The organism is Streptomyces sp. NPDC048185, assembly GCF_043202495.1.
Classification (GTDB): domain Bacteria; phylum Actinomycetota; class Actinomycetes; order Streptomycetales; family Streptomycetaceae; genus Streptomyces.
Genome location: NZ_JBIDAN010000007.1, coordinates 312,352 through 331,405, shown reverse-complemented (window position 1 = coordinate 331,405; position 19,054 = coordinate 312,352). Strand labels below are relative to the sequence as shown.

Annotated in this window: 17 protein-coding genes; 8 read left to right on the top strand and 9 right to left on the bottom strand. The window is 73.1% G+C overall.

What is annotated here, in order from left to right; translation table 11 throughout:
- A complete protein-coding gene (locus ACGF3H_RS22660; RefSeq protein WP_362492465.1) occupies window positions 1-984 on the top strand; it encodes an ABC transporter ATP-binding protein in 984 nt (327 codons plus the stop codon).
- Window positions 971-1,909, top strand: a complete 939-nt coding sequence (locus ACGF3H_RS22655; RefSeq protein ID WP_362492467.1) for an ABC transporter permease — start codon at window positions 971-973, stop codon at window positions 1,907-1,909. The genes ACGF3H_RS22660 and ACGF3H_RS22655 overlap by 14 nt, the downstream gene beginning before the upstream one ends.
- Here ACGF3H_RS22655 and ACGF3H_RS22650 read toward each other — a convergent pair.
- Window positions 1,899-2,501 carry an NAD(P)H-dependent oxidoreductase gene (locus tag ACGF3H_RS22650; protein ID WP_362492470.1) on the bottom strand — a complete coding sequence of 201 codons (603 nt, stop codon included), beginning with the start codon at window positions 2,499-2,501 and terminating at the stop codon, window positions 1,899-1,901. The two genes, ACGF3H_RS22655 and ACGF3H_RS22650, sit on opposite strands and share 11 nt — an antisense overlap.
- 293 nt (window positions 2,502-2,794) lie before the next feature.
- On the opposite strand from ACGF3H_RS22650, the gene ACGF3H_RS22645 reads away from it, so the two are divergent.
- Window positions 2,795-4,459 (top strand): tetratricopeptide repeat protein, encoded by a 1,665-nt coding sequence (locus tag ACGF3H_RS22645; RefSeq protein WP_362492473.1) that lies wholly within the window; start codon window positions 2,795-2,797, stop codon window positions 4,457-4,459.
- 22 nt (window positions 4,460-4,481) lie between these two features.
- Here ACGF3H_RS22645 and ACGF3H_RS22640 read toward each other — a convergent pair whose 3' ends face one another.
- The 3 genes from ACGF3H_RS22640 to ACGF3H_RS22630 all read right to left on the bottom strand — a co-directional run bounded on the left by ACGF3H_RS22640 (window position 4,482) and on the right by ACGF3H_RS22630 (window position 7,637).
- Complete coding sequence (locus ACGF3H_RS22640) at window positions 4,482-5,435, bottom strand: M28 family metallopeptidase (RefSeq protein WP_362492476.1); 954 nt, start codon at window positions 5,433-5,435, stop codon at window positions 4,482-4,484.
- Between the two features lie 127 nt (window positions 5,436-5,562).
- Complete coding sequence (gene rarD, locus ACGF3H_RS22635) at window positions 5,563-6,648, bottom strand: EamA family transporter RarD (RefSeq protein ID WP_362492479.1); 1,086 nt, start codon at window positions 6,646-6,648, stop codon at window positions 5,563-5,565.
- Between the two features lie 134 nt (window positions 6,649-6,782).
- The gene (locus ACGF3H_RS22630; RefSeq protein ID WP_362492482.1) at window positions 6,783-7,637 is read right to left on the bottom strand and encodes an NAD(P)H-binding protein; all 855 of its coding nucleotides are present in this window, start codon (window positions 7,635-7,637) and stop codon (window positions 6,783-6,785) included.
- Between the two features lie 97 nt (window positions 7,638-7,734).
- Between ACGF3H_RS22630 and ACGF3H_RS22625 the strand changes: the two genes are divergently transcribed.
- Window positions 7,735-8,154: a helix-turn-helix domain-containing protein gene (locus ACGF3H_RS22625; RefSeq protein ID WP_362492485.1), complete on the top strand. Its 420-nt coding sequence runs from the start codon at window positions 7,735-7,737 to the stop codon at window positions 8,152-8,154.
- Window positions 8,155-8,167: 13 nt separating this feature from the next.
- On the opposite strand, the gene ACGF3H_RS22620 is transcribed toward ACGF3H_RS22625, so the two are convergent.
- The 5 genes from ACGF3H_RS22620 to ACGF3H_RS22600 all read right to left on the bottom strand — a co-directional run bounded on the left by ACGF3H_RS22620 (window position 8,168) and on the right by ACGF3H_RS22600 (window position 15,239).
- Window positions 8,168-9,262, bottom strand: a complete 1,095-nt coding sequence (locus ACGF3H_RS22620) for a 2-oxoacid:ferredoxin oxidoreductase subunit beta (RefSeq protein ID WP_362492487.1) — start codon at window positions 9,260-9,262, stop codon at window positions 8,168-8,170.
- Window positions 9,255-11,192, bottom strand: coding sequence for a 2-oxoacid:acceptor oxidoreductase subunit alpha (locus ACGF3H_RS22615; protein WP_362492490.1), 1,938 nt, complete (start codon window positions 11,190-11,192; stop codon window positions 9,255-9,257). The genes ACGF3H_RS22620 and ACGF3H_RS22615 overlap by 8 nt, the downstream gene beginning before the upstream one ends.
- A gap of 271 nt (window positions 11,193-11,463) precedes the next feature.
- Complete coding sequence (locus tag ACGF3H_RS22610) at window positions 11,464-12,135, bottom strand: response regulator transcription factor (protein WP_362492493.1); 672 nt, start codon at window positions 12,133-12,135, stop codon at window positions 11,464-11,466.
- 267 nt (window positions 12,136-12,402) lie between these two features.
- Window positions 12,403-13,770, bottom strand: coding sequence for a sensor domain-containing protein (locus ACGF3H_RS22605; RefSeq protein WP_362492496.1), 1,368 nt, complete (start codon window positions 13,768-13,770; stop codon window positions 12,403-12,405).
- A gap of 227 nt (window positions 13,771-13,997) precedes the next feature.
- A complete protein-coding gene (locus ACGF3H_RS22600) occupies window positions 13,998-15,239 on the bottom strand; it encodes a sensor domain-containing protein (protein ID WP_362492499.1) in 1,242 nt (413 codons plus the stop codon).
- 211 nt (window positions 15,240-15,450) lie between these two features.
- Between ACGF3H_RS22600 and ACGF3H_RS22595 the strand changes: the two genes are divergently transcribed.
- The 4 genes from ACGF3H_RS22595 to ACGF3H_RS22580 are packed head-to-tail and all read left to right on the top strand — an operon-like array spanning window position 15,451 to window position 19,053.
- Window positions 15,451-15,846 (top strand): NADH-quinone oxidoreductase subunit A, encoded by a 396-nt coding sequence (locus ACGF3H_RS22595; RefSeq protein WP_362492502.1) that lies wholly within the window; start codon window positions 15,451-15,453, stop codon window positions 15,844-15,846.
- Entirely contained in the window at window positions 15,837-16,466 is a 630-nt protein-coding gene (locus ACGF3H_RS22590) for an NADH-quinone oxidoreductase subunit B family protein (protein ID WP_362492504.1), read from the top strand. Before ACGF3H_RS22595 ends, ACGF3H_RS22590 begins: the two co-directional genes overlap by 10 nt.
- Complete coding sequence (locus tag ACGF3H_RS22585; RefSeq protein ID WP_362492506.1) at window positions 16,463-18,088, top strand: NADH-quinone oxidoreductase subunit C; 1,626 nt, start codon at window positions 16,463-16,465, stop codon at window positions 18,086-18,088. Before ACGF3H_RS22590 ends, ACGF3H_RS22585 begins: the two co-directional genes overlap by 4 nt.
- Window positions 18,085-19,053, top strand: coding sequence for a complex I subunit 1 family protein (locus ACGF3H_RS22580; protein ID WP_362492509.1), 969 nt, complete (start codon window positions 18,085-18,087; stop codon window positions 19,051-19,053). The genes ACGF3H_RS22585 and ACGF3H_RS22580 overlap by 4 nt, the downstream gene beginning before the upstream one ends.
- The last annotated feature ends 1 nt before the right edge of the window (window position 19,054 follow it).

The window sequence follows — 19,054 nt, the reverse complement described above, 5'->3', positions numbered from 1 at the left end:
ATGGGTGAACCGTCCGCCGCGGAGCCGGAGGGCCCGGCACCGGGGAGCACGGGTGACGCCGTCATCGCCACCCGCGCGCTGACCAAGCGCTACCGCGGCGGACAACTCGCCGTCGACGGCCTGGACCTGACCGTTCCGGCGGGCAGCGTCTTCGGCTTCCTCGGCCCCAACGGCTCCGGCAAGACCACCACCATCCGCATGCTGATGGGCCTGATCGAGCCGACCTCGGGCACGGCACGGGTGCTGGGCCGGCCCGTGCCGCGCGCCGCCCGCGCCGTACTGCCCCAGGTCGGCGCCCTCATCGAGGGCCCCGCCCTGTACGGCTTCCTCTCCGGCCGCGACAACCTCCTGCGCTACGACGCCGCCGACCCGACCGCCGACCCGCGCACCCGGCGCGCGCGCGTCGGGGCGGCGCTCGAGCGGGTGGGTCTCGCGGCGGCCGCGGGCAAGAAGGCGAAGGCGTACTCGCTCGGCATGAAGCAGCGCCTCGGCCTGGCGGCGGCGCTGCTGCAGCCGCGACGCCTGCTGGTGCTGGACGAGCCCACCAACGGGCTCGACCCCCAGGGCATGCGCGAGATCCGCACCCTCGTGCGCGAACTGGCCTCCGACGGCACGACCGTCTTCCTCTCCTCGCACCTGCTGGACGAGATCGAGCAGGTGTGCACGCACGCGGCCGTGATGGCACGGGGCCGGCTGATCACCCAGGGCGCGGTCACCGACCTCGCGGCCGGGGCGCGCGGCCGGCTGGTGGTGACCACGCCGGACACGGGAGAGGCGGCACGGGTGCTGAAGGAACGGGGCGCCGGGGACGTGGTCGTCGCCGAGGACCGGGTGACGGCGGAGCCGCCGGGCGGCGACCTCGCCGACCTGAACGCCGCGCTGGTCACGGCCGGGGTGCGGGTCCGCGGCTTCGGAGTCGAACGGGCCTCGCTGGAGGACGCGTTCGTGGCGCTGACGGGGGAGGGCTTCGATGTCGCGGGCTGAGGCGTCACCGGCCGGGACGGCACGGGCCGGCGAAGCGGTCGAAGGGGCCGGGAACGCGGGCGTCGTGCGCCCGCCGAGCCGCCTGTGGTCCTTCGGGCTGCTCCGCAGCGAGCTGCTGATCACCTTCCGGCGCTGGCGCACCCTCGCCCTGCTGGGTGTGCTGGCCGCGGTGCCGGTCCTGGTGGGGATCGCCGTGCGGATCGAGACGGGCGACGGCTCGTCGTTCGGCGAGGGCCGGGGCGGCGGGGGCGAGGGTCCGGCGTTCATCTCGCAGATCAGCAACAACGGGCTGTTCCTGGTCTTCACCGCGCTCGCCGCCACGCTCCCGTTCTTCCTGCCCATGGCCGTCGGCGTCGTCGCCGGTGACGCCGTCGCGGGCGAGGCGAGCGCGGGCACGCTGCGCTACCTCCTGGTCGCCCCGGCCGGGCGCACCCGCCTGCTGCTCACGAAGTTCGCGACGGTGATCGCCTTCTGCCTCGCGGCCACCCTCGTGGTCGCCGTCTCGGCGCTCGCGGTCGGGGCGCTGCTGTTCCCGCTCGGTGACCTGACCACCATCTCCGGCACCCACATCACGTACGCCGAGGGCCTGGGGCGGGCCCTGCTGATCGCCCTGGTCGTCGCCGCCTCGCTCGTCGGCGTGGCGGCGCTCGGCCTGTTCGTCTCGACGCTGACCGGGAGCGGCATCGCGGCGATGGCGACCACGGTCGGGCTGCTGATCACGGTCCAGATCCTCGACCAGATCCCCCAGCTGCACGCCCTCCAGCCGTACTTCTTCTCGCACCACTGGCTGTCCTTCGCCGACCTGATGCGCGAGCCGGTCTACTGGGACGACCTGGCGAAGAACCTCGGTCTCCAGGCCCTCTACGCGGCGGTGTTCGGCTCGGCCGCCTGGGCGCGGTTCACCGCGAAGGACGTCACCTCGTAGACGGCGCCTGCGCCCGCTCGTACGGGAAACGGGCGAGGGGCGCTTCCTGGGCGAAGAAGGTCTTGGCGCGGGCCAGGGCGTCGGTGTCGCGCAGGACGTCGCCGGGCTTGCTGCCGTTGCCGAGCAGGACCCCGCCGAACCGCATGCCCATGTACGCCGCCGAGTTGTTCAGGCTGCCGATCAGCGGGTCGGCGACCTCCTGCTCCTCGTGCGCGAGCACGGTGACGCACCACAGGGTGCGGCCGGCCAGGGTCGCCTTGAAGTCGAGGCCGGGGGTACGCAGCCAGCCGGACCAGTGGTCGAGGTAGCGCTTGACCGGGGCGGACAGCGAGTACCAGTACAGCGGCGAGGCGATCACGAGGTCCGTGGCGGCGAGCGTGGCGTCCAGCAGCAGGGCCTCGTCGCCCTCGGTGGGGCGGGTGTGGTCGCTGTCGTGCCGCAGGTCCTCGAACTCGGGCAACGGGTGCTCGGCCAGGCTGATCCACCGCTGCTCGACGCCCGCGGGCAGCTGTTCGGCGGCGCGGCGGGCCAGCAGCTCGGTGTTGCCGTCGGGGCGGCTGCTGCCCAGCAGGAAGAGGAAGCGGCGGCTCATGGGACCCCCAGGGGTGTACGGCGTGCGCGAATTACCAGCACGTGCAGTATATGCACATGCATGCGCCTGTCCAGGGTGGAGCGCGGGGCGCCGCTCGCGCGATGGGGCCGGCGGCGCCCGGAGCGCCACACCGCACGTCCGTGACCTCCTGGAACGAGCCTGTGACACCCCGGTGACGTGAGAATCGCGAGCGAGCGGAGAGACTCGACGGTAGGTGAACGACTGGCATGACAGGCTCTGGACGGCAGGGAAGTGGAACCGCCGACGGAAGCCGCCTCAAGAGTGGGGGGACGATGTCTCGACTCGGCCGCGACAAGCAGCGGGACCAGCAACGCGCCGAGCGTCCGCCCGCCCCCGTCCCCGTGGAGACGCCGATCGACGTCCGCGTGCCGGAGGCCGGCACCGACGCGCGCGGCGCCTCGGTCGACGGCGTCCTGGTCGTCCCCGCCCCCGGCGAGGAGGTGCGGCACGCCGTCCTGAACCGCCTCCACCGCTTCGCCCTCACCGCGGGCCGGCCCGTCCTCGCCACGATCCACGACGACCGCATCGGCTGCGTCGTCCAGCTCCGCGTCGACCCGGACGGCTCCAGCCACCTCGCCGCAAAGCCGGTACCGACGCCCCGCGCAGCGGACGCCACCCCGCCGACCCCGGAGGCCGCGCCCGCCTCGGCTGCCTTGCCGACGGCCCGGGCAGCGGCCCCGGCGGTTTCGGTGCCTCCCGCGTCGCCGGCCCCGGAGGCCGCGCCCGCCTCGGCTGCCTCGCCGACGGCCCGGGCAGCGGTCCCGGCGGTTTCGGTGCCTCCCGCGTCGCCGGCCCCGGAGGCCGCGCCCGCCTCGGCTGCCTTGCCGACGGCGCCGGCAGCGGCCTCATCGGCCCCGCTTGCCCCGGCGTTCCCGCCGTCCTTCGCGGCACCCACAGCACCGCCGGCCCTGGCAGTCCGGGCCTCGGCGTCCCCGGCGACCCCGAAGGCCGTGGCCCCGGCCGCCCGCGTGCCGGTGGTGCCTGAGCCGCCCCGGATGCCGTCCGGCGGGTCCGTGCCCACGTTCGTCCTGCGCGCCCTCCCGGAGGCCACCGGGGGAGTGGCGCCGGGCACGGTGGTGCCGCCGACGGGGGTGTTCGGCCCACCGCCGCGGATGGACGCGGCGCCCGCGGGCGGCGGCGTCGACGCGCGCGAAGCGGCACTCCCCGCAGCCGCGCCCCGCGCATCCGCGCCCCGCGCATCCGCGCCTTCCACGTCCGCGCCCCCCGCGTCCGCGCCCCGCGCCACCGCGGCCGGTGCCCCCGCACCGCCCGTCGTCATACCCGGCGCCTGTGAGGCCCCGGTGTCCGAGCCGGCCTCCGTTCCCGGCGGTCGCCCCGAGCCGGTTCCCGGTCTCCTCATGGATCCCGACCCCGCGCCCCGGCCCACGCCCACCCCGCCCCGCGGCTTCGACGCCGTGGCCGAGGCCGTGCTGGGGGACGCGCCGATCACCGCGCCCGGTGACGCCACCGCTCCCGCCCTCCTCGCCGAGCCCACGGCGCGGATCAACGACGCGGTCAAGGAGGGACGGACGCAGGACGCGGCGCGCCTCGCGGAGCGCTCCGTGGCCGAGGCCTCGGAGACGCTGGGACCGGAGCACCCGGAGGTGCTCCGGCTCCGTGAACTCACCGCGTACATCGCCTACCTGTCCGGTGACCCGGGGCGCGCCTTCGAGCTGTCGGTGGACCTGGCCAGGATCCACCGCACGGCAGGCGACGCGGAGGCCGCCTACGGCAACGTCCAGAGCGCGGCCACGGCCTGGCGGGCGGTGCGCGACCCCGAACGCGGGCTGGAGCTGGGGCGCGATCTGGTCGGCCTGTGGAGCGAACTCGCCGCCGAGGCGGGACCGGCCGCCGACGACGCCGAGCAGCTCGAGGCGGCCCGCACCCGCATGGGCCGCCTCGCCGGACGCGCCCGTGCCCACGCCCGGGCCGACTGACCGGGCGGCCGGGCCGGGCCGGCTACTGCGACAGCTGCCAGACCGCGTACGCGATGGCGTCGCTGTTGCGGTTCAGGGCCGTGTCGTCGATGTTGGCGGTGGTGTCGCACGACGAGTGGTAGCAGCGGTCGAACGCCAGGCCCGCGGTGCCGCCCCACTTGGCCGCCTGCGCGGACGTCTTGCGGTAGTCGGCGCCGCTGAAGAGGCCGCCGACGGGGACGCCCGCGTTCTTGAAGGGCGCGTGGTCGGAACGGCCGTCGCCCTCGGTCTCGATCTCGGTGGAGACGCCGAGGCCGGCGAAGTAGTCCTTGAAGGTCTTCTCGATCACGGGGTCGTCGTCGTAGACGAAGTAGCCGGGGTTGGGCGAGCCGATCATGTCGAAGTTCAGGTAGCCGCTGATCTTCGCGCGGCCGGCCGACCCGAGGCTGTTCACGTAGTAGCGGGAGCCGACCAGCCCCAGCTCCTCCGCGCCCCACCAGGCGAAGCGCAGGTGCTTGGTGGGCCGGTAGCCGGAGCGGGCCACGGCGAGCGCGGTCTCCAGGACGGCGGCCGATCCGGAGCCGTTGTCGTTGATGCCGGGTCCGGAGGTCACGCTGTCCAGGTGTGACCCTGACATGACAACCTGGTTCAGGTCGCCGCCGGGCCAGTCCGCGACGAGGTTGTAGCCGGTGCGGCCGGAGGACGTGAACTGCTGCACCGTGGTGGTGAAACCGGCGGCGTCCAGCTTGGCCTTCACGTAGTTGATCGACGCCTGGTAGCCGGGGCGGCCGTGGGCACGGTTGCCGCCGTTGGCCGTGGCGATGGACTGGAGCTGCGACAGGTGGGCCTTGACGTTGGCCACCGGTATGTCGGGCGCGGCGGCCGCGGTGGCGGCCTCGGGAGCGGGTGCCGCACCGGCCACGGAACTGCCGGTGATCGCGGTGGCGACGACGACGGCAGCGGCCGCCAGCGCACGCCCGGAAACGGAAACCATCATGTGGGGGGCTCCGGATTCCTGGGGAGTCCCTGGGGAGGACTCCTGGTGAATGGGGTGCCTGGATGGTGTGGTCGTGGCTGACACCGCGTCAAGACCGCTATTCGGCCACCGCGTCGCGCATATCGGGCTACGGCTTCCCGGTCGGGGCGTCGAGCCGCGCGGGCGCGGGTTCCACGGGTGCGGGTGCGGGCGCGGGTTCCGCGGAGACGGAGTCGGGGGACGGCCCTCCGCAGGCCACGATGTCCGAGTCGCGCGCCGCGTCCTCCTTCCGCGCCGGTACGCCGCCCCCGGTCCTGTCCAGCTGCGCCCGCAGCGCCCGGGAGGTCCGGTGGGCGGTGCGCAGCGCGTCCCAGGTGAGCAGCGTGAGCGCCAGCCAGACGAGCGCGAAGCCGGCCCAGCGCTCGGGCGGCATGGCCTCGCCGAAGTAGAAGATGCCGAGCAGGAACTGGAAGACCGGGGCCAGGTACTGGAGCAGACCCAGCGTGGACAGCGGCACGCGGATCGCCGCCGCGCCGAAGCAGACGAGGGGGATCGCCGTGACCACGCCGGTCGCGGCGAGCAGGGCGCCGTGCCCCGCGCCCTCGGTGGTGAAGGTCGAGTCGCCGTGCGCCCCCAGCCACAGCAGGTAGCCCAGCGCGGGCAGGAACTGGATCGCCGTCTCGGCGGCCAGTGACTCGACGCCCCCGAGGTTGACCTTCTTCTTCACCAGTCCGTACGTGGCGAAGGAGAAGGCGAGGCAGAGGGAGATCCACGGCGGCCGCCCGTAGCCGACGGTGAGGACGAGCACGGCCGCGAAGCCGGTCCCGACCGCCGCCCACTGCACGGGCCGCAGCCGCTCCTTCAGCAGGAGCACGCCCATCGCGATGGTGACCAGCGGGTTGATGAAGTAGCCGAGCGAGGCCTCGACGACGTGCCCGCTGTTCACGGCCCAGATGTAGACGCCCCAGTTGACGGTGATGACCGCCGCGGCCACGGTGATCAGTCCCAGCTTGCGCGGTTGCCGCAGCAGCTCGCCGGCCCAGGCCCAGCGCCGTACGACGAGCAGGGCGACGGCGACGAAGGCGAGGGACCACACCATCCGGTGGGCGAGGATCTCACCGGCCCCGGCCGGCTTGAGCAGCGGCCAGAAGAGCGGGACGAGCCCCCACATCCCGTACGCCGCGAAGCCGTTCAGCAGGCCTATGCGCTGTTCGTTCCCGGACGACCCGGCCACGGGCACCTCCTTGTCGCTACGGCATGCCGGGGACGGAGGCATGCCAGGACGAAGGTAACGCCGGACCCGGCCGCCTGTCATGCCCGTATCGTCATACGGTCATGACAGGCGGGGGCTGCCGCAGGCGCCGGCGTTCACGCGCGCAGCGCGGCCTCGATCGCGTCGGCGACCGGGGTGGTCGGGCGGCCGATGAGCCGGGACAGGTCGCCGGTGGTCACGACCAGCTCGCCCCGCTCGGTGGACGCCTCCACGCCGCCGAGGATCCCGGCCATGGGCTCGGGCACCCCGGCGCCGACGAGGGCGCGGACGTACTCCTCGACGGACACGGCCCGGTAGGCGATCTCGCGGCCCGCGCGCCGGCTCACCTCGGCGGCGTACTCGGCGAAGCTCCACGCCTCGTCGCCGCCCAGCTCGTACCGCTTGTTCTCGTGCCCCTCGCCGGTCAGGACGGCGACGGCGGCCGCCGCGTAGTCGGCGCGCGAGGCGGAGGAGACCCGGCCGTCACGGGCGGCCTGGACGACGGCACCGTGCTCCAGCACCTGGGCGAGGTGCTCCGTGTGGTTCTCGTGGTACCAGCCGTTGCCCAGGATCACCCACGGCAGGCCGGAGGCGAGGAGGACCTTCTCGGTCGCGCGGTGGTCGTCGGCGAGGGCGGCGGTCAGGCTGCTGGGCGCGCTGGTGTACGCCAGCAGCGCCACGCCCGCCGCGGCGGCAGCGTCGATGACCGTCCGGTGCTGCCCGGGGCGGTCCTTGGTGACCTCGTTGCCGGAGATCAGCAGCACCCTGTCGCCCGCCGCGAACAGTCCGTCGAAGGTCTCGGGCGCGTTGTAGTCGGCCACGGCGAGCCGCACGCCGCGCTCCGCGAGATCGGCGGCCCTGGCCCTGTCGCGCACGACGGCGGTGATCTGGCCGGCCGGGACCTTCTCCAGCAACTGCTCCACGACGTGGCGGCCGAGGTGTCCGGTGGCTCCGGTGACGACGATGCTCATGGCGTCGGAACTCCTTGTGGGGTCGGGGGGTGATGTCACCGACGCTAAGGGAAGCGCTAACCAAAAGAAAGTACCCACTTTGAAGTAAGGTACTGGCATGACCGTAAGTGACTCTCGGGCCGCGGAGGCGATGTGCCCCTACCGGCTCGTCCTGGAGCACGTGACCAGCCGCTGGGGCGTCCTCGTCCTGATCGAGCTCCTGGAGGGGCCGCACCGGTTCAGCGAGCTGCGCCGGGCGGTCGGCCGCGTCGGCCGGAGCGTCAGCGAGAAGATGCTCACCCAGACCCTCCAGACCCTGGAGCGCGACGGCCTGGTCCACCGCGACGCCAAGCCCGTCATCCCGCCCCGCGTCGACTACTCCCTGACCCCCCTCGGCCATGAGGCGGCGGAGCGGATCCGCGGCCTGGCCGAGTGGACGCGCGAGCGGATGACGGACGTCGAGCGGGCCCGCCAGGCGTACGACGAGAACCGGACCGCACGGCAAGAGGCCCGGGCGCTCCCGTCCCGGGCCTCGTGAAGCGGTACGGCTCTCAGCCGACGACCGTCCAGGTGTCGCCGCCCGCCAGCAGCGCCGCCAGGTCGCCCTTGCCGTTCTGCTCGACCGCGGTGTCGAGCTGGTCCGACATCAGCGTGTCGTAGACCGGCCGGTCGACGGAGCGCAGCACACCGATCGGGGTGTGGTGCAGCGTGTCGGGATCGGCGAGACGGGACAGCGCGAAGGCGGTGGTCGGCGACGCGGCGTGGGCGTCGTGGACCAGGATGTCCGCCTCGTTGTCCGCGGTGACCGCGACGACCTTCAGGTCACCGGTGGCCCGGTCGCGGACGACGCCCTTGGCACCTCCCCCGCTCTCGGCTTCGCTCGAGCGCGAGGTGCCCCCACCGCCGAAGCGGATCGGCTGCCCGTGCTCCAGCCGGATCACCGCCTCCTCCGCCCGCTCCCGGTCCTTGAGGACGTCGAAGGCGCCGTCGTTGAAGATGTTGCAGTTCTGGTAGATCTCGACCAGCGCCGTGCCCGGGTGGTCGGCGGCCTGGCGCAGCACGTCGGTGAGGTGCTTGCGGTCGGAGTCGACGGTCCGGGCGACGAAGGACGCCTCCGCGCCGAGCGCCAGCGACACCGGGTTGAACGGCGCGTCCAGCGAGCCCATCGGCGTCGACTTGGTGACCTTGCCGACCTCGGAGGTCGGCGAGTACTGGCCCTTGGTCAGACCGTAGATCCGGTTGTTGAACAGCAGGATCTTGAGGTTCACGTTGCGGCGCAGCGCGTGGATGAGGTGGTTGCCGCCGATGGACAGCGCGTCGCCGTCACCGGTGACGACCCACACCGACAGGTCGTGGCGGGAGGCGGCCAGGCCCGTGGCGATGGCGGGGGCGCGGCCGTGGATGGAGTGCATCCCGTAGGTGTTCATGTAGTACGGGAAGCGGGAGGAGCAGCCGATGCCGGAGACGAAGACGATGTTCTCCTTCGCCAGGCCCAGCTGCGGCATGAAGCCCTGCACGGCGGCGAGGATGGCGTAGTCGCCGCAGCCCGGGCACCAGCGCACCTCCTGGTCGGACTTGAAGTCCTTCATGGACTGCTTGCCCTCGGCCTTCGGCACGAGCTGGAGCAGCGCGTTGGCGTCAGTCATCGATGGCCTCCTTCAGCGCCGTGGCGAGCTGCTCCGCCTTGAACGGCATGCCGTTGACCTGGTTGTACGAGCGTGCGTCGACCAGGTACTTCGCCCGGATCAGCGTGGCGAGCTGCCCGAGGTTCATCTCGGGGACCACCACCTTGTCGTACCCCTTCAGGACCGGGCCCAGATTGTGCGGGAAGGGGTTGAGGTGGCGCAGGTGGGCCTGCGCGATCGACTCGCCGGCCGCCCGCAGCCGCCGCACGGCCGCGGTGATCGGCCCGTACGTCGACCCCCAGCCCAGGACGAGGGTGCGCGCGCCGTCCGGGTCGTCGACCTCCACGTCGGGCACGTCGACGCCGTCGATCTTGGCCTGGCGGGTGCGGACCATGAAGTCGTGGTTGGCCGGGTCGTAGGAGATGTTGCCCGTGCCGTCCTGCTTCTCGATGCCGCCGATCCGGTGCTCCAGGCCGGGCGTGCCCGGCACCGCCCAGGGACGGGCGAGGGTCTGCGGGTCGCGCTTGTACGGCCAGAACACCTCGGTGCCGTCGTCCAGCGTGTGATTCGGCCCCTGCGCGAACCGCACGGCCAGGTCCGGGAGCTCGTCGAGCTCCGGGATCCGCCACGGCTCGGAGCCGTTGGCCAGGTAGCCGTCGGAGAGCAGGAAGACCGGGGTGCGGTAGGTCAGCGCGATCCGCGCCGCCTCCAGGGCCGCGTCGAAGCAGTCCGCCGGGGTGCGCGGGGCGACGACGGGCACCGGGGCCTCGCCGTTGCGGCCGTACATCGCCTGGAGGAGGTCCGCCTGTTCGGTCTTGGTCGGCAGACCGGTGGAGGGCCCGCCGCGCTGGATGTCCACGATCAGCAGCGGCAGCTCCAGGGAGACCGCGAGGCCGATCGTCTCGCTCTTCAGCGCGACGCCCGGACCAGATGTGGTGGTGACCGCCAGCGACCCGCCGAACGCCGCGCCCAGCGCCGCGCCGATGCCGGCGATCTCGTCCTCGGCCTGGAAGGTGCGCACACCGAAGTTCTTGTGCCTGCTGAGCTCGTGCAGGATGTCCGAGGCCGGGGTGATCGGGTACGAGCCCAGGAACAGCGGCAGGTCCGCCTGGCGGGACGCGGCGATCAGGCCGTAGGCCAGGGCCAGGTTCCCGGAGATGTTGCGGTAGACGCCCGGCGGGAACGCCTTCGCCGCGGGCGCGACCTCGTAGGAGACCGCGAAGTCCTCCGTCGTCTCGCCGAAGTTCCAGCCCGCCCGGTAGGCCGCGATGTTGGCCTCCGCGATGTCGGGCTTCTTCGCGAACTTCGACCGCAGGAACTTCTCCGTGCCCTCGGTCGGGCGGTGGTACATCCAGCTCAGCAGGCCCAGTGCGAACATGTTCTTGCTGCGCTCGGCCTCCTTGCGGCTGAGGTCGAACTCCTTGAGCGCCTCCACCGTCAGGGTGGTCAGCGGCACCGGGTGCACGTGGTACCCGTCGAGGGAGCCGTCCTCCAGCGGAGAGGTCTCGTAGCCGACCTTCTGCATCGCACGCCGGGTGAACTCGTCCGTGTTGACGATGATCTCCGCACCGCGCGGCAGGTCGGCGACGTTCGCCTTGAGCGCGGCCGGGTTCATCGCGACCAGCACGTTCGGCGCGTCGCCGGGGGTGAGGATGTCGTGGTCGGCGAAGTGGAGCTGGAAGGACGAGACGCCCGGCAGGGTGCCGGCGGGCGCCCGGATCTCGGCCGGGAAGTTCGGCAGCGTCGACAGGTCGTTGCCGAAGGACGCCGTCTCGGAGGTGAAGCGGTCCCCGGTGAGCTGCATGCCGTCACCGGAGTCCCCGGCGAACCTGATGATCACCCGGTCCAGCCGGCGGACGTCCTTCGCCCCGACCGGTTTGCGCTGCGCTCCCACGACGGTCTCGTCGGTTCCGTCGGCCTGCTCCGCTGGGCTGCTGACCTGGCTGGTCACTGAACTGGACCTCCCTCGAGGCGGCTGTCCGGGGACCGGCCTCCCATCGGCCGTCCCAGGAACCAACCCTACGTCCGCGGGTGTTGACTTCCGGTGGACATTCGCATGATGGACACGACCTCCGGGCGGCCCGGGAGCCCGTCGGTCCACGGGCTCCTCACCCCCGCACCGCTGAGGACGCCCCCTGTCCGTGCCGCGGTTTCTCCCCCGTTCGGACGAGCCCCGGCGGGCTCGGTGACGGGGCAGGCGATCCCGGGAACGGAGACGGGTCTCAGGACTTGAGATAGGTGAGCACGGCGAGGACGCGCCGGTGATCGCCGTCGCTCGGGGACAGGCCCAGCTTCATGAAGATGTTGCTGACGTGCTTCTCGACGGCCCCGTCGCTGACCACGAGCTGCCTGGCGATCGCGGAGTTCGTCCGGCCCTCGGCCATGAGCCCCAGGACCTCCCGCTCCCGCGGGGTGAGCCCGGCGAGCACGTCCTGCTTGCGGCTGCGTCCGAGCAGCTGCGCGACCACCTCGGGGTCGAGCGCCGTACCGCCCTGCGCCACGCGCACCACCGCGTCCACGAACTCCCGCACCTCGGCCACGCGGTCCTTGAGCAGATAGCCGACGCCCCGGCTGGAACCGGCCAGCAGCTCGGTGGCGTACCGCTCCTCCACGTACTGGGACAGCACCAGCACGCCGAGCCCGGGATGCGCCTTGCGCAACTGCACCGACGCCCGCACGCCCTCGTCGGTGTGCGTCGGCGGCATCCGTACATCCGCCACGACGACGTCCGGCAGCTCCCCCTGCGCGTCCAGCTCCGTGATGGTCTTGATCAGCGCCTGCGCGTCACCGACACCGGCCACCACCTCGTGCCCGCGGTCGGTCAGCAACCGGGTCAGCCCCTCCCTGAGAAGCACCGAATCCTCGGCGATGACCACCCGCACCCTGTCCTCCACGTTCCTCGGCCCCCCACAGCCACACTCCGCCCACCCCACGGCCCGCGCGGCCCGCGCCGCGTCCACGGACCGCCCGTGCGACAGGTCCAGCATTCCAGCATCGGCGTGCGAATGCGTTCGTGCGCCGGGAAGAAACGGGAAGAAACGGGAAGAGGGGGAGGCCGAGCCGGGATCCGGACACGCGATGGCCGAATTCCGATCATGCCGGCCGGGGCCCGGGGGGTACGGGGCTCCGGCCGGCGGTGTGTTCCAGGCGGCGTCGGCCGCTCAGCGGCCTACCGGCTCCGTCCGCCACGGCAGCTCCGCCGTCACCCGGGTGGGGCCCCCGGCCGGCGAGTCCACCACGAGGATCCCGTCCACCGCGTCGAGCCGCTCGGCCAGCCCCGCCAGACCGGAACCGGCGGACGGGTGCGCGCCGCCCACCCCGTTGTCCACGACCTGGAGCATCAGCCGGTCCTCCACGCGCCACACCTCCACGCCGGCCGCCGTAGCCCGCGCGTGCTTGCTGATGTTCTGCAGCAGCTCCGAGACGGTGAAGTACGCGATGCCCTCGATCGCCGACGCCGGCCGTTCCGTCAGGTCCACCTCCACCCGCACCGGCACCGTGCAGCGCGAGGCGACCGCCGACAGCGCCGCGTCCAGGCCGCGGTCGGTCAGCACGGCCGGGTGGATGCCGCGCGCCAGGTCCCGCAGTTCCTGCAGCGCCGTCTTCACCTCGCCGTGCGCCTCACCCACCATGCGCGCCGCCTCCTGCGGGTCCTCCCGCAGCTTCTCCTTCGCCAGCCCCAGGTCCATGGCCAGGTTGACCAGCCGGGCCTGCGCCCCGTCGTGCAGATCGCGTTCGATGCGCCGCAGGTCGGCCGCGGCCGTGTCGACCACGACCCCCCGGTCCGACTCCAGCTCCACCACCCGCGTCGCCAGCCGCGACGGCCCGAGCAGCCCGTGCACCAGCAGCCGGTCCACCGTCGTCAGGGCCCGCACGACCCACGGCGTCGCCAGCGTGACCAGCAGCCCGACCAGCGCGGTCACGGTGATCTCGAAGGGGTTGTCGAGGTAGATCCGGTGCGTCTCGTCGCCGTACAGCTGGAGCCCGTCCTGACCCGCGTACGCCGGGAACACCCAGAACCACAGGGGATACGTCAGCATCGTCCAACCGGTCGACCACAAGCTCACGGCGACGGCGAACGAGAACACCGACCACGGGAACTGCAGCACCGCGTACAGCAGGCTCCGCCAGGACGAGCCGCTCTTCAGGACGGCACCCATCCAGGCCATCGCACCCGGCTTGCTCATCCGCAGCGGCTCGGGCGCGGCCACGTCGAGCCCCAGCAGGGCGCGCGCCCGGGCCCGCTCCAGCGCCCCGATCCCCCGGCACCCGGCGAGCGCGGCGGCCAGCACCGGGACGCCCAGGAACGTCACCAGCAGCCCGGCACCGAGCGACATCATGGTGACGGCGTACGTGAAGAGCATGATCCCGATCGGCAGGCTCAGCAGCACGAAGCCGAACTCCCGCCAGCTGCGGCCCTCGAACGGCGCCCGCAGCCCCGCCGGCAGCCGGTGCCGTCGCGGACCGGCGTCCGCGGAACGACCGGACCCGCTCCCGAGCCCGTAACCCTGTCCGTACTCCGTGGCCATCGGTGCCGTCCTTCTCCTCGACCTGTGGCTGTGCCGTCGGACTCCACCCTCCTCGACCGCACGTCCCCGGGCCATGCGGCCCGTCGGCGTCCTGGAAGGGGGGTTTTCCCCACCCCACCCCACCGCTCACCGGGACGCCGGGCACACGAAACGCCCCGGCACACGAAACGCCCCGGCACACGAAACGCCCCGGCGCGCGAACGCCGGGGCGTGGCTCGGGCCGCCCGCTACCGTGCGCGGGCGGCACCACCGGAACCGTCGGCGTCCGTACGGTCGCGCCACGGCAGCTCGGCCGTGACCGTCGTCGGGCCGCCCTCCGGCGAATCGATCGCGAACAGGCCGTCGACGGCGCTCAACCGCTCGGCGAGACCCTTCATCCCCGTCCCGGCGTCCAGGCGCGCACCCCCGCGCCCGTCGTCGCCCACCTGCATGAGCAGCCGGTCGGCCGTCCGCCACACCTCCACGGACGCGGTCCTCGCCCCGCTGTGCTTGCTGACGTTCTGCAGCAGCTCCGAGACGGTGAAGTAGGCGATGCCCTCGATCGCCGCCGCCGGCCGCTCCGTCAGGTCGACGGTCACCTTCACCGGGACCGTGCAGCGCGAGGCCACCGAGGACAGGGCCGCGTCCAGGCCGCGGTCGGTCAGTACGGCGGGGTGGATGCCGCGCGCCAGGTCCCGCAGTTCCTGCAGCGCCAGCTTCACCTCGCCGTGCGCCTCGTCGACCATCGCCGCCGCCGCGTCGGGGTCCTCCAGCAGCTTCTCCTTGGCCAAGCCCAGCCCCATGGCCAGGTTGACCAGGCGCGCCTGCGCCCCGTCGTGCAGGTCCCGTTCGATGCGCCGCAGGTCGGCCGCGGCCGTGTCGACCACTACCCCCCGGTCCGACTCCAGCTCGGCGATCCGCCGCTCCAGCTCGTCGGACGGCGACAGCAGCCCGCGCACCATCGCCCGGTCCACGTTGGTCAGGCCCCGCGCGACGAACGGCAGCACCGGCCACAGCACGAACAGCGACGTCAGCGTCACGGCGAAGGTGACGACGCCCCAGGGCAGCCGTATGAGCGCGTACAGGACCGTGCGCCAGCCCACCGGGTCCTTCAGCGCCGTCCACATCTGGGCGAAGAAACCGCCCCGGCCCCGCCACGGCAGCCGGCTCGGCTCCTCCACCCGCACCCCGAGCAGCGCCCTGGCCCGCGACCGCTCCATCCTGCCCAGCAGCCGCGCCCCCGACAGCCCGGCCGCCAGCAACGGCAGCCCGATCACCGTGACCGTCAGCCCGACACCGGCGAACAGCACCGTCACGACGTACGTGAAGCCGAGCAGCGCCACCGGAAGGTTCGCCAGCAGGTGGGCGATCTCCTTCCAGGTGTGCCGGTCGAGGGCGAAACGGGCCGGTGGCAGGCGGTCGCTGTCCACTTCGCTGTCTACTTCGCCGACGGGGCCGGCGTACGTCGGGGACGAGAGGCGTTCGGTCATACCGGTCAGCGTGCCGTGCGGCGCGGTCCCGCGCCATGAGGCGGACCGCCGGGCATCCCCTGAGGAAAACCCCACCCCGGCGTCTCAAGAGGCGACGGGCTGCTTACCGTCTCTTTATCAGGCCCTAGACTCCCGTGCGTACAGATCGTCGGACAGCAGCGTTCAGGGTTCGCAGGGCTCGCAGGGCTCGGACAGGGAGTGAGGGACGGACGTGCCGGAACCGACTGTCGGCATCGCGGCGGACTACTTCCGGTCCTACTCGGTCGTCGGACTGCTCGCCGTCGTCGGCGTGCTCTTCGTGGCCGTCGCCTTCGGCGCGGGACGTCTGCTGCGGCCCGTGGTCCCGACGCCCGAGAAGCTCCTGACGTACGAGTGCGGGGTCGACCCCGTCGGCGAGGGCTGGGCCCACACCCAGGTCCGCTACTACGTCTACGCCTTCCTGTACGTGATCTTCGCAGTGGACTCGATCTTCCTCTTCCCCTGGGCGACGGTCTTCGCCGACCCTGGATACGGTGCGACGACGCTCGTGGAGATGTTCGTCTTCCTCGGCTTCCTCGCCGTGGGCCTGCTCTACGCATACAAGAAGGGCGTCCTGTCATGGACGTGAACCCCTCCGCCTCCCCGTCCGGCTCCTCCTCCGAGTCCGAGCCCGTCCTGCTGCCGGAACCCAAGCGCCTCGGCGCCCTGGCCCGGCTCGCCCCCGAACCCATGAAGGTCGTCCTCAACTGGGGCCGCCGCTACTCACTCTGGGTCTTCAACTTCGGCCTCGCCTGCTGCGCCATCGAGTTCATCGCCGCGTCGATGGCCCGCCACGACTTCATCCGCCTCGGCGTCATCCCGTTCGCGCCCGGGCCCCGTCAGGCCGACCTGATGGTGGTGTCGGGCACGGTCACGGACAAGATGGCCCCCGCCGTCAAGCGCCTCTACGAGCAGATGCCCGAGCCGAAGTACGTCATCTCCTTCGGCGCCTGCTCCAACTGCGGCGGCCCTTACTGGGACTCCTACTCCGTGACGAAGGGCGTCGACCAGATCATCCCCGTCGACGTCTACGTCCCCGGCTGCCCGCCCCGCCCCGAGGCGCTGCTCCAGGGGATCCTGAAGCTCCAGGAGAAGATCGCCCGGGAGTCGCTGGGGGAGCGGTACGGCACCTCGCCGCGTCCGTCGGCGGCCGCGCTGCAGAGTGACCTGGTGCAGCCGCCCGCCCCGGGCCCGGGGGAGACCCGATGAGCGCGGTCGGCTGGCTGCCCGCCGATGCCGAGGAGCTCTTCGGCACGGACGCCACCGCCGAGGAGTCGTACGACCTCCTGACGGTGGACGTGCCGCCGGCGGCCTGGATCTCCGCCCTGGAGACGGCCCGCGACCGGCTGGGCTGCACCTACTTCGACTGGCTGAGCGCGGTCGACGAGCCGGGCACCGGCTTCCGCGTCGCGGCGCACGTGGCCGCCCTCGCGCCGGTCCGCCGGCTGCTGCTGCGCACCACGGTTGCGCACGAGTCCCCGGTCCTGCCCACCGCCGTCGCCGTCTACGCGGGCGCGGCCTGGCACGAACGCGAGACGCACGAGATGTTCGGCGTCGTCTTCGAGGACCACCCGGGGCTGGACCACCTGCTGCTGCCCGAGGGCTTCGAGGGCCACCCCCTGCGCAAGGACTTCGTCCTCGCCGCCCGCGTCGCCAAGGCGTGGCCGGGCGCGAAGGAACCCGGCGAGTCCGACCACGGCGGCCCCCGGCGCCGCCAGATGCTGCCACCGGGCGTGCCCGACCCCAACGAATGGGGCCCGCAGAAGGGCCAGCTCCCTCCGGCACCGGCCCGCCCGGCCCGCGGCGCCGCCCGCGCGGCAGGCGACCGCCCGACCCGCGCGGCAGCCGACCGCCCGGCCCGGCGCATGCGCACGGCAGCGCAGGGCTCCGCCGGCCAGACGGCCCCGGCCACGGAGACACCGGGCACCCCTGCGCCGACCACGGGTACCCCGGCTGCCCCGGCTGCCGGAACGCCGGGCACGGGCGCGGGGGCTTCGGCCACGGAGTCCCCGTCGGCGCCGTCGGCGTCTGCTCCCCGGCGTGCGCGCAGCGCGAGCGAGGGCTCGGCGTCGCAGCGGCCGGGTGCGGCGGCTGCGGAGGGCCAGGAGGACGTGTCCGGCGCGGAGAGCCGGGATGTCGCGGGGCGGGGCACACCCGCCCGGCGTGCGCGCAGCGCGAGCGAGGGTTCGGCATCGCAGCGGCCGGGTGCGGCGGCTGCGGAGGGACAGGAGGACGTGTCCGGTGCGGGGGGCCGGGATGTCGCGGGGCGGGGCGCACCCGCCCGGCGTGCGCGCAGCGCGAGCGAGGGCTCGGCCTCGCAGCGGACCGACGCCACCGCGGACCGGTCCGACGCGACCGCACCGTCCGGCGCCGCCGCAAAGACGCCCCCTGCCCCGAAGCCCGCCGCCGCGCCCCGCAGCCCCGACGCACCCTGGCACCACGCCCGCCCGGCCTTCGACGAGCCCGCGGAGCGCGCCGAGGAGCCCGAGAGCCCGGAGGGCGAGGACGGGAAGAGCCGGGGGAGCGCGGAGACCCCGAAGCGCCCGGACGGCCGCGGGAACCCTGAGGGGCCCCAGGCCCCACAACCTCCGAAGACCGGGGAAGCCCCGAAGACCCCGGAGGCCGGGCAGGCCTCGGAGTCCCCGGAGGCCGGGGAGGCTCCGGAGTCCCCGGAGGCCGGGCAGGCCCCGGGGTCCCCCGAGGCCGGGGAGGCCCCGGAAACCACGGAAGCCCCGGAAACCACGGAGACCACGGAGACCCCGGAGACCGGGGAGGATGCGGAGCCCCCCGCCCGCGCCGAAACACCCGACCGCCCAGGAGGCCCGCAGTGAACGACGCTCTCGACGTCACCCTGCGCCTCCTGATCGTCTTCGTCGTCTTCCTGACCTTCCCCCTGATCGTCGGTCAGACCGAGCACAAGGTGATGGCCCACATGCAGGGCCGCCTCGGCCCCATGTACGCCGGCGGCTTCCACGGCTGGGCACAGCTCGTCGCGGACGGCGTGAAGTTCGCGCAGAAGGAGGACGTCGTCCCCGCTGACGCGGACCGCCGCGTCTTCCAGCTCGCCCCCGCCGTGGCCCTGCTGCCGTACCTGCTCGTCCTCCTCGCCATCCCCATCGGTCCCGGGGAGGGCGCGGTGGGCCAGGTCGTCGACGCGGGGATCTTCTTCGTGCTCGCCGTCATGGGCGTGGGCGTCCTCGGCTCGCTCATGGCCGGCTGGGCCTCCGCCAACAAGTTCTCCCTCCTCGGCGGCCTGCGCACCGCCGCCCAGCTCCTCGCGTACGAACTCCCGATGCTGCTGACCGCCGCCTCGGTGGCGATGGCGGCCGGCACCGTCTCCCTCGTCGGGATCCTCGACGCCTTCGAGTGGTGGTGGCTGCCCTGGCAGATCGTCGGAGCGATCGTCTTCTTCGTCGCCGGCCTGGCCGAACTGCAGCGCCCCCCGTTCGACATGCCGGTCGCCGACTCGGAGATCATCTTCGGCGCCTACACCGAGTACACCGGCCTCCGCTTCGCGCTGTTCCTCCTCGCCGAGTACGCCGGGATCGTCGTGCTGTGCGGCCTGACCACCGTCCTGTTCCTGGGCGGCTGGCACGGGCCCTGGGGCGGTGACGGCCTCGGCTGGGTGTGGACCCTGCTGAAGACCGCCGTCCTCGCCTTCGTCGTCATCTGGCTGCGCGTGACCTACCCCCGCCTGCGCGAGGACCAGCTCCAGAAACTCTCCTGGACCCTCCTCGTCCCCCTCTCCCTCGCCCAGATCGCCCTCACCGGCATCGTCAAGGTGGTGATCCAGTAAC